The following is a 13,541-nucleotide window of genomic DNA, read 5'->3' on the forward strand; positions in this document are numbered from 1 at the left end:
GAGCGCAGGAACACATTTTGGTTATCTTGCTTACTTAACGCATACAACCGCCAATCATGAAGAAAACAATTACCTTTCTCTTTAGTCTGATCGTGGGCTGTAGTTACGCCCAAAACGCCGATTCCGTCACAATCCGTAAAATTTACAACGAAGCCCTCGCCAACGGGAAGTCGTATGAATGGCTGCGTTATCTAACCAAGCAGGTCGGACCACGCCTGAGCGGCTCTGCGGGTGCGCAAAAAGCTGTTGACTGGACCAAGCAGGTCATGGAGCAGCAAGGGTTTGACCGCGTTTTTCTACAAGAGGTGATGGTGCCGCATTGGGTACGGGGCGCTAAAGAAGAAGCGTTTATTCGGATTGGCAAGCAGAAAACCACTGTACCGATAGCCGCCCTGGGCGGGTCAGTAGCGACGAATGCGAAAGGTGTGGAAGCGGGCGTGATCGAGGTGAAAAACTTCCCTGAACTCCGGGCGCTGGGTGCGGAAAAAGTGAAAGGTAAGATCGTCTTTTTCAACCGGCCGATGGACCCGACGAAACTCAATACGTTCGAAGCGTACGGTGGAGCCGTAGACCAGCGGGCCAATGGCGCCACGGAAGCCGCTAAGCTCGGCGCGATTGGCGTACTTGTTCGCTCGATGACGAACGTACACGACGACAATCCACACACGGGTGGTATGCGCTACGGAACGGGCGTTCCGCTGATTCCAGCTGCGGCTATCAGTACGAACGGCGCTGATTTGCTCAGCAAGTCGCTGCAGGAGAACCCAAGCCTGACCTTTTACTTCAAACAGAATTGTGAGACCCTGCCCGATGCTAAATCCTACAACGTAGTGGGCGAGATTAAGGGCAGTGAAAAACCCGATGAAATCATTGTCGTTGGTGGACATTTAGATTCCTGGGATTTGTCAGAAGGTGCGCACGACGATGGCTCAGGATGCGTTCAGTCGATTGAAGTGCTACGCATCATGAAAACGTTAGGTATCAAGCCGAAGCGTACCATTCGGGCCGTTATGTTCATGAATGAGGAGAACGGCCTACGGGGTGGTGTAAAATACGCCGATCTGGCAAAGGCAAACGGAGAAAAGCACATTGCCGCTGTTGAATCCGACGAAGGCGGGTTTACGCCCCGTGGGTTTGGTATCGTAGGAACAGCTGCTCAACGGGCCAAAGTTGAGCCGTGGAAGCCCCTGCTCGCGCCTTACGGACTTACCGACATCGGCGCGGGCAGCGGTGGGGCAGACATCGGGCCGCTCGCTACGTTAGGTACCGTTCTGTTCGGTTTCAAACCCGACTCACAACGCTACTTCGATTACCACCACACGGCTGTTGATCGGTTTGAGGCTGTTAGCCAGCGTGAGCTTGAACTTGGCGCAGCTTCTATGGCCTCGTTGGTGTACCTGTTAGACCAGTACGGTTTGTAAACAATAAACAATCAACCTTTTAACGGTCTAAAATTTAGCGAGGTGTTCTGCTGATTTTTGTCATCCTGAGGAACGAAGGATCTTCTGGTGAGGCTGAATAACCTTTGGCTACAGGAGATCCTTCGTTCCTCAGGATGACAAAAAACGATCACTTTGTATCATGCGGTTATTCCGGTATAAATCAATTATTACAGATTTTTGTCAATAAGCTTTTTAGCATCATCGAACGCGCTCGGTAAGGGCGCGTTTCGTTTCACAATCTTACCAACCCGGTTGATCACGGTCGCCGAAATCTCACTATCCGGTCGTAGGCGTTGGTAAGCTTCTTCCAGTTGAGCTGTAGATAGTAGTAGATGGTCGCCTGATAGATTGTAACGAGCGGCTAGTTCAGGCCAAAACATCTTATCCGTGTCAGGCAGCGGCAGGTAGACTAAGGCAAAATCGCGCGGGCTGTAGGCACTACGTAAGCGTTGAGCGTCAATGGCTGCCTGCCTGCCACCTTCCTGAGCTGGGTAAGTCATTAAAATGTAAATGACTTTGCCTCGGTTCGCATTGATAACCTGATCGAGCAAGTCTGAGCCGCTACGGGCGTCGCTACGCGTGAAAAATGCACCGGGTGATATTTCCAAAGCGGAAGCATTCCCGTTTGCTCGTTGAAACGTTTGTACGGCTCCCCTAATGCGGGTGCTATCTTTTACCTCTAGTCTATACATCTCATCGAGCGATTGAGCTAGCGCAGGCTCTGTAACCCGAGGGCGGGCATAATCGTACAATAACTTTGCGAAGTTGAGTGTTAACGCTGGTAAGGTAGACGCTAACAAATAAGCGGTAATATAATTCGTAGCACTCTCTCCAAAATTAGATCGGCTGCGTCGTATCGCATTTTCATAGCTGACCAGTCGTTGAATCGTGTCATTAGATCGCTTGACCAACCCTTCGAAAAAGCGAATATCTGCCGATTTAGCCGAGTTAGTCTCGACAAACCCTTCCAGACGCGATCGTTCTGTACTGCTCAGGTTGCGGCCATACCGGAGTAATAAAGCCGCTAGTTTATTGATAGCAACCCCTTCACTCGTCTGGGCATTCGCTTTGTACTGCATGGCGTAATTGGCGAACTGGTTCATGGCCGAAGCGCGGGCTGCGGTCAGAAGCTGATCGTTAGGCGGACGTAATGAATCGTCGAGCGAGGTAGGTAATTTTTGATCTTCATAAAGCGCTTTTTCGTACAGAAAAGCAGCCGCTCCGTATTGATTGGTAGAGCCGATCCAGCGCGTTACCAGCGGGAAGGGTTTCTCTATACCGGCAAAGGCCCGAAACGGTTTCTGGTACGCAGTTAGCAACAGACGATAGGCATCCACGTTGTTACGGCCTTCTACCAGACTGGTAAGCTTTTTACCGTCGGGTTTGTCTTTAAATGATGCTTCAAACGCTTTATAACGGGCAAACTGCTGGTTTACCTGGGCATTGACCCCGCTAAACTGAAAAGGAACAGCCGCCGTAAAGAGAGAATCGGCGTTGAGGTCGATACGTAGTGTGCCCGGTGCGGCCAGAAACGCCGTTGAGATACGCCCGTAATTAAAGTACATCTCTTCCTGCGCGTAGATCAGGGGTAAAGCGACCCGAAACGTACCGTCTACATTTAACGGAGCCGGACGTACTAACTCGCGGGTGGCTTGCAGGATGTTATTCCGGCTAATGAGTACGGTCGGCGACTCGCGGTACAGCCGGGCCGACAGGTTTCGGATTCGGCCCGTAACGACAACGGAGTCGCTCTGGGCATACGTAGCCGTAAGCAGGCTGAATTGGACAAATAAAACTAGACAGATACGTAACAGACTGTGCATGAAAAGACGGCAGTTGGGTCCTGAAGCCATAACAAAAGAAACAACAAAACGGCTAACGGCAAACTGCGCGGGGCTTACTTGGTTTTGATGCCGTGGTACTGGTCTTCTTCTTTGTAATCGGTACGTAACGGATGCCCAACCCAATCGGTTGGCAGCAGAATCCGACGGAGATCGGGGTGGCCCTCGAAACGGATGCCGACTAAATCGAAGGCTTCGCGCTCATGCCAGTCGGCTGTTCGCCAGATGTGGGCTACGCTCGGAACCGATGGGAGCAAAGCGCCAACCGTGTTCCGGGACACCACCACTTTCATCATCAGATTGTGCTCATACGGGATAGACGTAAGGTTATAAACCACCTCCATCGTGTTGGCCTCCGGGCCATTGTCAATGGCTGTAACACACGCCAACAGATCGAAAAACACCCGTTCGTCGTCACGTAAGAACTGACAAATTTCAACCAGACGTTCGATAGGTATAGTCAGGTACGGTTGCGGATTTTGCGTGTTAGCTTGTAGCTCTACGGCGAATTCGGTGTTGAGTACGGTATGTATTTCGGCGAACGTCATTTGATTATGTTGGTAAAGCAAGCAGAAACTTATACGAGCCAGGCCAGCCACTGCATCCAGGTTTCGGCCCAAAACAGAAATTTCGTTGCAAATTTAGCCGCTGGAGCCGAGGATGGACGTAACGTCAGGCTATTGTTGTTGAAGTTAACGTCCATATAAATCTTTTGCCTGGGGTCTACCTGTGCCCAAACGGCTTTCGCTTTTTCGGGGAGCGTAAACGTTTGCTGTCGCGCTTTTCCGTTCCAGTACAAGGTTTGCTCTTTGCCATTGTCGAAATGTACAAGTACGTCGACGGGCATCTGGCCATCGCCCCTGCGCTCTACGGTAACGGTCGTTCCGCTAGTACGGTTTCTGAGCGATGTAAGCGCGTAATCGATAACCTGATCGCCGTAAAGTGCCTGATCAAAAAACCAGTTCATGTTTGGGCCGTACTTATCCCCTAATCGTTTCGATACAATTTCGTTGACGATGGCAATGAAATTGTCGGCGTTCGGATGTTTGAATCGCCAGCGAATGAAGTACGTCTGCATGATCTCGTCCATTACCCGTCGGCTAACTAATCCTTCCAGCGTCCGCATCCAGGTCGCTGTTTTTGAGTACGTCAATACGCCATACTGCCCCGGTGCCAGCTGCCAGGTATTGCCAAAGGACGTGCCAATGGCGGGATTGTCCTGATGAACGTAACTGTCGCGGGAGCTTTCCAGATCACCGATTCGAAAGCCGAACAGGTCAAGCTGCGATGAGCGAACGCCGTAGGTTTCGTCCATGATCCGGCCTTCGTAATACTGGTTAAACCCTTCGTCGAGCCAGGCTTCTTCAAATTCATTTGAGGCTAGTAGCTGCATGAAATACTGGTGCCCAAACTCATGAACCGTTACCTGCTCCGGAAAGCGAGCCCCTTCGGGCAAAAACGAAACGGTTCCAGCGGTAATGAAGGTCGGGTATTCCATGCCGGCTGAGCCGTCCGCGTGAAACGGCGGGTCAACGATGGTCAGATTCGGAAAAGGATACTTACCGAGGTATTTATCAAAATACGTTAAAGCTGCTTTGGCTGCGTCGAGGTGACGCTGGGCTTGGTGAACGTGCTCGGGCTGCATCAAAAGCTCAATACTAACCGTACCGCCCGAAGGGCGTTTCCATTTATCTTCAACGACCTGAAAATGAGGTGAGGCTGTCCAGGCGAAATCGACAACATCTTCGGCGTGGTAAAGAATAGTTTTGGTACCGTTCGCGTGCAACTTTTCCGACTGAAACAAGCCCGTCGCGCTTACCCAGTACTCCTTCGGGGCGGTGATACGTACGTCATATACGCCGTAGTCAGCGTAAAATTCAGAGTGCGCGTGAAACTGGTGACAGTTCCATTGGCCGGTTTTCGCATATCGCGTTCCGGCCGGTTCATACACGCCAAGCTTAGGAAACCACTGGCCGACCATAAAGTAATCGCGGCTGAAGCCAGTACGGGCAAAAATCTTCGGCAGTTTGGCCTGAAACGTAATGTCGAGCACAAGGGTCTCTCCCGGTCCAACGGGCTTGTCGAGCGGCACACGGATCACCGTCCGATCATCTCGGTTGCCGTCGTCGGGCTGAACAAACTGGTACGCCAGCGCCTGGCCGTTACGTAGTTTCATGGAGACCACATCGATGGAGCCGTATGGATTGTCTTTCGCATTCCGGTCGATTTCGGTACCCCGGAGTTGCCCGCCCGATTCGCGCATAAACGTCGATTTCTCGTCGCGAAAGGCATTGAGGTATAAGTGGAACCGTAACTCCCGAATCTGGTCATTCGAGGGATTACGCCAGGTGAGCGTCTCTTTCCCTGTAAGTTTCTTCGTGATCGGATCGAGCGTTACGTCGATCCGATAATTGGCCAGCCGGGGGCTAAGTGGCTGCGGAAAGATAGACTTCGGAGCCTGGCTAACCCCCCTTACGGCAAAACTAAAGAACAGTAAAAAAAGCAGTGGTTGTCTCATCGTCAGTCTCCCGGAATCCGGCCGCTGGCCAGCTAGTCAATCAAAGATACGTCTTATTCAATAACGTACCCCGCCTGACTGGACGTACCGGTCAGGTACTGCTTAGCCCACCGGACGTTTTGTTCTAACCGGAAAAACAGCCATATTGATCAGGTATTTACCTACTATTCGACAACCTGAACATCATGAAACAGTATCTCCGTTTATTGCTCTTTTGCTCACTTTTTCCCGTTCTGGCAACTGCTCAATCGTACGACCTGATTATTAAGAACGGGCGTGTAGTAGATGGCACTGGAAATCCCTGGATACGGGCCGACGTTGCCATTCGCAATGGACGTATCGTCCAGGTAGGAAAACTACCCTCGGCCGACGCGAAGCGGATTATTGATGCCAATGGATTGATTGTGGCCCCCGGTTTCATCGACGTACATGCGCACGTTGAGGGGGATTTGGAATCGCAGCCGGGTGCGCCTAACTTCACCTACGACGGCGTAACGACCTTAATTACCGGTAATTGCGGCAGCTCGGGCACCAACTTTCGGCGCTATTTCGATACGTTACGCGCCCAGGGTATATCAATTAATCTAGGGTCGCTGATTGGGCATAATTCGGTGCGGCTGAAGGTGATGAAAACGGCGTTTCGTGAGCCAACGGCCCGTGAGCAGGCCGATATGGAAGCGATTGTACAGCAGGCCATGCAGGACGGAGCCGTTGGCCTGTCGACCGGTTTGATTTATACGCCCGGTACGTATGCCCGCACGCCCGAGATTGTGAATCTGGCAAGAGTGGCATCCCGGTACGGGGGCGTTTACGCATCGCACATCCGGAACGAAGGGCAGGAGGTAAAGCAGGCCATCGAAGAAGCCATTCAGATCAGCCGCGAAGCTAACATCCCGGTCGAGATTTCGCACTTCAAAGTAGCCAGTAAGCCTTTATGGGGAAACAGTACGGAGACAATCGAGTTGGTCGAAGCGGCCCGACGCGAAGGCTTGGACGTAACGGTAGACCAGTACCCATACACGGCATCCAGTACGTCACTGGCCAGCATCATTCCGTCGTGGGCGCTGGCCGATGGCGACTCGGCGGTGCTGGCTCGTTTCCGCGATTCGGCCACACGGACTAAAATCCGGACGGAGATGCTGGAAAGCCTCAAGAAAAATCTGCGTAAAAACTACGACTATGCGGTGGTGGCCAGCTATCGGGCGGACACTACGTTCAACGGGCTGAGCATTACGCGGATCAACCAGAAGTTAGGCCGTAAAAATACCGCAACCGCCGAAGCTGATTTAGTGATGGAACTCATGGAGCGGGCCGACATGAAACGCATCCAGATGGTGTACCATACCATGTCCGAAACCGACGTTGAAACCATTCTGCGGTATCCAAATACCATGATTGCGTCGGATGCGGGGGTAGCCAAATTTGGGTCGGGTATGCCGCACCCACGCGCGTACGGCACCAACGCCAGGGTGCTGGGGCGTTACGTGCGGGAGCGAAAGGTAATTCCGCTGGAAGAAGCCATCCGGCGCATGACTTCCTTGCCTGCCCAACGATTTCGTCTGACCGACCGCGGGCTGTTACGTCCGGGGTATGCCGCTGATGTCGTGCTTTTCGACGAAAAAACCGTTGCCGACAAAGCGACTTACGAACAGCCTCATGCCTACACAACGGGTATTTCGTGGGTGCTCGTTAACGGAACACCGGTTATTGAAGAAGGCAAACACACGGGCCAGCGTCCCGGCCAGTTACTGATGGGGCCGGGCTACGTTGCCAACCTGACCGAAGCCAGATAATAGTCGATTCTGCCCGAGTTGCATTATTCAACACGCGGTGATTCGACCAGGGCCTCGCTTAAGCGTTGCAAAAGCATCTCTACGTCTCGCTGGCGAGCCAGTCGATACCGAGCGAACGACGTACCGGGACCCACCTTGATCGTATAGGCTGAATTCGGTAGCTGATGAAACATATCTTCGTCGGTGGTATCGTCGCCGATGCTGACGATAAAATCGTACGTGGCCTGTTCGTAGAGACTGCTGGTAACGGTGCCTTTGCTGTGCAGGGCAGGCTTCACTTCAATGACTTTGCTGCCCTGAATAACCGTCAGGGGCGTTGCTGATGACATCGCCCGCAACTGATTGGCTAATTCTATGGACTGCCCCTCAACGTCGTCGCTTTGAACCCGGCGGTAGTGCCAGGCAATCGCCGTTTCCTTGGCTTCGACGAACGAGTCGGGGAAACGGTTGACGTATTGGGTAAACAGCGAACGTACGGATTCAACCCAGTCATCGGTCGATAGGTCGAGCCGCTGCCAGTCCTGATCCGGCCTTTTCAGAAAGGCACCGTGTTCGGCAACTAACTGGATGGGAATGTTGGCAAAGGTTTGCTCCAGAAACACCCGGTTCCGACCGCTGATGACCACAATGTCACTGCTTTCGGCGAGCCGGAGCAGCGCCTGTCGGGTGGCTTCCGACAGATGCGCTTCGGCGGGGTCATTGACAATCGGAGCCAGTGTACCATCAAAATCGAATAAGAGCAGGCGCTGTTGGGCATTCTCGAATTCGGTCGTGAACGAGGGCAGTGGAAGGTTCGTTTCCAGCTGACGCTGGTTGTTCAGCGTAGCGTCAACGGCACTCAGGAAGTCGTGGCTCCACCGGAACACATTATGGTTTTGCAGGTATTCCCGCATGGTTTTCATGCGTCGTTCCTGCTCGGCTGGACTCATATCCAGCGCTTGCCGGATCGCCGAAGCTACTTCCTGGCTGTCCGTTGGGTTGATGATGAGTGAGTCGGTTAGCTCCTGAGCGGCACCCGCCAGTTCGCTAAGAACCAATACCCCCTGGTTGTCCTGCCGGCTGGCGATAAACTCCTTACAAACGAGGTTCATGCCGTCCCGAATGGGCGTAATCAGCGCTACGTCGCAGGCCGTGTAGAGAGCCAGCAGTTCGGGAAACGGCAGAGACATGTACGAGTACACGATAGGCCGCCAGCCGATGCTGCCGAACAAGCCGTTGATACGTCCAATGGTTTCGTCGATCTCGCGTTTCAACTCTTGGTAATGGCCGATTTTATCCCGTGACGGCACTACCGTGATGACAAACGTAACGCGGTTGTGCCATTCGGGGTTTTCGATCAGAAAGCGTTCGTAGCCCTGTAGCCGGTAGATAATTCCTTTCGTGTAATCGAGCCGGTCTACAGAGAAAATGATCCGGTTTTGCCGAAGCAAATCCTGATACCGATTTCGAATGTCGATGACTTCGGTAGTTTGAGCGCCTTCGTTGAACTTGTTAAAGTCAACGCTGATCGGAAACGCCTTAACCGTTACAGAGCGATCGGGTAAAACCACCCGTTGGTTTATGGTAGGCAGGGCCAGCACTTCCGAAACGCTGTTGATAAAATGCTGCGCATAGTCGGCCGTGTGAAAGCCGACAACATCGGCCCCCAATACGCCACTGATGAGCGCCTGCCGCCAGGTGCGGGGAAGCAACTTGATGATCTCGTACGTCGGAAACGGAATATGAAAAAAGTATCCGATGGTTGCGTCGGGAATGGCCTGACGCAGCATGTCGGGCAACAGCATCAGTTGAAAGTCGTGAATCCAGACCAGATCGCCCGGTTCGAGTGCCGCCGTAATCTCTTCCAGAAATTGCGTGTTGGCCTGCTGGTAGCAATCGTAATCACTGTCCCGGAACGACGCGTAGGTCGGGAAGTAATGAAATAAAGGCCAGATGAGGTCATTGGAAAAGCCTTCGTAAAACCCCTTGTTGATGGCTTCGTCGATGAAAACCGGGTGCGCTACGAAGCTTTCGTTCTCGAACAATGACCGGTCTACATCTTTCAAAGAGGGATCTGCCTGACCGACCCAGTGAATTTTAGGCCTTGTACCGTCTGGCGACTGACCCATTTGCTCAGCCATAGATAGTACCGCCGAAACAAGGCCACCGGCGTTCTGAACCAACTCAATTCCACCGGGAGTCTGTTTAATGGTAAACGGTAAACGATAGGCAACGATGACTAAACGATTGTAGCTATGTTTTGAAACACTCATATCGGATAAACCTTCCATAACGCAATAAGGCTGGATGTAAAGTTCGTTCTCACAACTTAGACGGGACTTAAACAAATCTTAGAAAGCCCTTAGAGCGATGTCTGGCTGGTCGTGTTATCGTATGTCCAGCACCGTTCGCTGGCCTGTGCTTTCCGGTATTTCCTGAGCCCGTTTAGTCTGCTTCTGTTGTTTCCATAAACTACCGGGGTAGTCTCATAGTTAGATAGAGCATCAGTAATAGTGAGGCAAAAGCACGAACCACGATATTATGGCAGAGAGCAGCACCCAATTAGACGATAACCTGCATTGGTACAAGGATGCAATCATATATGAGCTACACATTAAAGCCTTTCGGGATGGCAACGGCGATGGGATCGGCGATTTTCAAGGCCTGCTCGAAAAACTCGATTATTTACAAGAACTGGGCGTAACGGCCATCTGGGTCCTGCCGTTCTATCCGTCGCCCCTGCGCGACGACGGCTACGACATTGCCGATTATTACAACATCAACCCATCGTACGGCACCATTCAGCAGTTCAAGCAGTTTCTGGACGAAGCGCACCAGCGAAACCTGAAAGTGATTACGGAGTTGGTGATCAACCACTCATCCGATCAGCACCCCTGGTTTCAGCGCGCCCGAAAAGCGCCCAAAGGCTCACCCGAACGCGACTACTACGTCTGGACCGACGATCCTACGCAGTACAAAGACGTCCGGATTATTTTCCAGGATTTCGAAGCGTCCAACTGGACCTGGGACCATGAGGCTCAGCAGTACTACTGGCACCGCTTTTTTCACCACCAACCCGACCTGAACTACGACAATCCGCTGGTGCAGGAAGAGGTGTTCCGGATGATTGATTACTGGTGCGACATGGGCGTTGACGGTTTCCGGCTCGATGCCGTTCCGTACCTGTTCGAACGGGAAGGAACCAATGGCGAAAACCTACCCGAAACCCACGCGTTCCTCAAAAAACTGCGCAAACACATCGACGATCATTTTCCGGGTGTCGTATTCCTGGCCGAAGCAAATATGTGGCCCGAAGATTCGGCTTCGTACTTCGGCGATGGCGATGAATGTCACATGAACTACCATTTTCCGGTCATGCCGCGCATGTTCATGGCGTTGCAGATGGAAGACCGGTACCCGATTACCGACATTTTCGATCAGACACCCGATATTCCTGCTACGTGCCAATGGGCTATTTTCCTGCGTAACCACGACGAGCTTACCCTCGAAATGGTGACCGACGAGGAGCGGGATTACATGTATAAGACGTACGCCAAAGATCCGAAGGCGAAGATTAACCTGGGCATTCGGCACCGGCTGGCTCCGTTGATGGGCAACAATCGCAAGCGAATTGAACTACTGAACAGCCTGCTGTTCTCCTTGCCAGGAACACCCGTTTTGTACTACGGCGATGAGATTGGTATGGGCGATAACGTATATCTGGGCGACCGCGACGGCGTGCGAACACCTATGCAATGGTCACCCGACCGGAACGCGGGCTTCTCGAATACGAATCCACAGAAGCTGTATCTGCCTACGATTCTTGACCCTGAGTACCACTACGAATCCGTCAACGTGGAAACCCAGCGCCGGAATACATCGTCGCTGTTCTGGTTCACCAAACGGATGATCAACCTGCGCAAAAAGTATAAGGCATTCGGGCGGGGTGATCTGAAATTCGTGAATGTCGAGAATCCGAAAGTGCTGGCCTTTACCCGGACGTACGAAGATGAGACGCTGCTGATTGTGGTCAACCTGTCGAAATATTCGCAGCCCGCCGAAATTGACCTGAGCGACTACAAAGGATTTACACCGGTCGAAGCGTTCAGCCGTAACCAATTCCCGGCCATTTCGGAGACCGGTACGTACTTCTTTACCTTGGCTCCCCACGATTACCAGTGGTTTGTGCTGGAAAAAGTACGTCCGGATGCGCTCGAACGGGCGGCATTGCCGACGATTACGGTTGAGACAATCAACGATTTAACTAACAAACGTACCCGCGAGCTGCTGGAAACCCGCGTTTTGCCCGCTTATCTGGACCGAATGGATTGGTTCAACGGAAAAGGTCAGAACCTATACGGCCTGACCATTACGAATTACGGACGCATCTACCACGACGACACTCGGTCGTACATCGTCATGATTGAAGTGACGTATGAGCGGGGCTTGCCCGAAACCTACCAGTTGGCGCTGAGTTTTGTGGGCGATGACCGGGCTGACAATATCACGGCCAATTGCCCACAGGCAGTGCTAGCCAACGTACAGGTAGGCGACGAAAAAGGCGTGCTCTGCGATGGCCTATACACACCCGAGTTGCAGCAGGCGCTTATTGCGCAGATGGTGAATAGCCAGCCGAACACCGGAACGGATCACAACATTGTTTTCCACAGCACGAGTGCTTTAAATTCCTTCGCTGGCGAGCGGACCGACATCAAGAGCAAGTTCGTAACCTCTGGGCCGAATTATACGTCCATCAGCTACGACAACTGCTATCTGCTGAAGATGTACCGGAAGATCGATGGCTCGGTTAATCCGGATGCTGAGATAAACAGCTATCTGTCCAAAACGGCGGGTTTTGAATACGTTCCGGCATTCTCGGGAACCATCGAACTGCGCGATGAGGGTGAACCCGTTATGCTGGGCATGATGCAGGTAATGGTGGCCAACCACGGCGATGGTCATAGCTTTATGCTGGAGCGGATCAACAATTTCATCGAGCGGATTCTGGCCAGGGAACGTAGTGAAATGGACCCGCTGAACCGGCAGGGAACATTTGCCAAACCTGTGGCGATGGATGAGCTTCCGGCGGACGTACGCGAACTGCTGGGCGAACATGCCTCTGAACAGGCCCGGCTCATGGGAAATCGGGTAGGAGAGATGCACGTAGCGTTAGCCGCCAGCAACAACCTCAAGGAGTTTGAGCCCGAAGCCTTCTCGCTGCACTACCAGCGCTCTCTATTTTCGGGAATGCAGTCATTGGTACGTGAAAGTTATCAGGCTCAGCAACGTAATCTGAAGCGTTTGCCCGACGATATTCAGCAGGAAGTGCAAGCCATTCTGGGCCGGAAAGAAGAGGTGCTACGGGTGCTGAAACGTATCTACGCCAAGAAGCTGGAAGCTACCAAAATACGTATTCATGGCAATTTACAGCTCGAAAATATTCTGCTGACAGGCAAAGATGTAGCCATTCAGGATTTCGGGGGCGACCCGAGTCGGAGTTATAGCGAACGTCGGCTAAAACGCTCACCTTTACGGGATGTGGCCACCTTGATCCGTTCGTTTTACTACGTAGCGTACGAAGGTTTTTTGAACAATGCACACGTACCACCCGAAGATACCGTTCAGCTCCTGCCGTTCGCTGATTTTTGGGCGCACTATATGAGCAGCTTCTTCCTGAAAGCCTACCTCACAGCGGCCGAAGACAGCTCGTTCATCCCGAATCAGTCCGAAGATTTACAGATGATGATCGATACGTACCTGCTCGAACGGTCGGTAGTGGACTTAAGCTACGAGCTTGGAAATCGACCCAATTGGGTACGGGTACCTTTGCAGCTGATCAAGTCCGTGATTAATCAGTAAAAAAGTCTGTCATGCCTACGTACTGGTTCCCATTTCGAGAACCAGTACGTAGGCATGTTAAGTAATCAAAATACAGGAGTGAACTAACAATCTACGGCCTTCAAACCAG

The 13,541-nt window shown here is 52.3% G+C and carries 7 protein-coding genes; 3 read left to right on the plus strand and 4 right to left on the minus strand.

What is annotated here, in order from left to right; translation table 11 throughout:
• Positions 1-56: 56 nt before the first annotated feature.
• Positions 57-1,421: a M28 family peptidase gene (locus tag ACYVIY_RS15950; protein ID WP_460977367.1), complete on the plus strand. Its 1,365-nt coding sequence runs from the start codon at positions 57-59 to the stop codon at positions 1,419-1,421.
• 188 nt (positions 1,422-1,609) lie between these two features.
• On the opposite strand, the gene ACYVIY_RS15955 is transcribed toward ACYVIY_RS15950, so the two are convergent.
• From ACYVIY_RS15955 to ACYVIY_RS15965, 3 genes are read right to left on the minus strand one after another with little or no spacing between them, the layout of a single operon-like run.
• Entirely contained in the window at positions 1,610-3,295 is a 1,686-nt protein-coding gene (locus ACYVIY_RS15955; protein ID WP_460977368.1) for a hypothetical protein, read from the minus strand.
• Positions 3,296-3,339: 44 nt separating this feature from the next.
• A complete protein-coding gene (locus tag ACYVIY_RS15960; RefSeq protein ID WP_460977369.1) occupies positions 3,340-3,831 on the minus strand; it encodes an NADH-quinone oxidoreductase subunit C in 492 nt (163 codons plus the stop codon).
• A 29-nt stretch (positions 3,832-3,860) separates the two neighbouring features.
• Positions 3,861-5,801, minus strand: a complete 1,941-nt coding sequence (locus ACYVIY_RS15965; protein WP_460977370.1) for a M1 family metallopeptidase — start codon at positions 5,799-5,801, stop codon at positions 3,861-3,863.
• A 185-nt stretch (positions 5,802-5,986) separates the two neighbouring features.
• Between ACYVIY_RS15965 and ACYVIY_RS15970 the strand changes: the two genes are divergently transcribed.
• The gene (locus tag ACYVIY_RS15970; RefSeq protein WP_460977371.1) at positions 5,987-7,594 is read left to right on the plus strand and encodes an N-acyl-D-amino-acid deacylase family protein; all 1,608 of its coding nucleotides are present in this window, start codon (positions 5,987-5,989) and stop codon (positions 7,592-7,594) included.
• 23 nt (positions 7,595-7,617) lie between these two features.
• On the opposite strand, the gene ACYVIY_RS15975 is transcribed toward ACYVIY_RS15970, so the two are convergent.
• Entirely contained in the window at positions 7,618-9,846 is a 2,229-nt protein-coding gene (locus tag ACYVIY_RS15975) for a bifunctional alpha,alpha-trehalose-phosphate synthase (UDP-forming)/trehalose-phosphatase (RefSeq protein ID WP_460977372.1), read from the minus strand.
• Between the two features lie 268 nt (positions 9,847-10,114).
• Here ACYVIY_RS15975 and treS point away from each other — a divergent pair, with 268 nt between their 5' ends.
• Positions 10,115-13,432, plus strand: a complete 3,318-nt coding sequence (treS, locus tag ACYVIY_RS15980; protein WP_460977373.1) for a maltose alpha-D-glucosyltransferase — start codon at positions 10,115-10,117, stop codon at positions 13,430-13,432.
• Positions 13,433-13,541: the final 109 nt, after the last annotated feature.

The organism is Spirosoma knui, from assembly GCF_054780635.1.

Excerpts from the sequence above, each read along its gene's own strand:
- ACYVIY_RS15950 (WP_460977367.1), top strand. The coding sequence starts at position 57 with ATGAAGAAAACAATTACCTTTCTCTTTAGTCTGATCGTGGGCTGTAGT.
- ACYVIY_RS15955 (WP_460977368.1), bottom strand. The coding sequence starts at position 3,295 with ATGGCTTCAGGACCCAACTGCCGTCTTTTCATGCACAGTCTGTTACGT.
- ACYVIY_RS15960 (WP_460977369.1), bottom strand. The coding sequence starts at position 3,831 with ATGACGTTCGCCGAAATACATACCGTACTCAACACCGAATTCGCCGTA.
- ACYVIY_RS15965 (WP_460977370.1), bottom strand. The coding sequence starts at position 5,801 with ATGAGACAACCACTGCTTTTTTTACTGTTCTTTAGTTTTGCCGTAAGG.
- ACYVIY_RS15970 (WP_460977371.1), top strand. The coding sequence starts at position 5,987 with ATGAAACAGTATCTCCGTTTATTGCTCTTTTGCTCACTTTTTCCCGTT.
- ACYVIY_RS15975 (WP_460977372.1), bottom strand. The coding sequence starts at position 9,846 with ATGAGTGTTTCAAAACATAGCTACAATCGTTTAGTCATCGTTGCCTAT.
- treS (WP_460977373.1), top strand. The coding sequence starts at position 10,115 with ATGGCAGAGAGCAGCACCCAATTAGACGATAACCTGCATTGGTACAAG.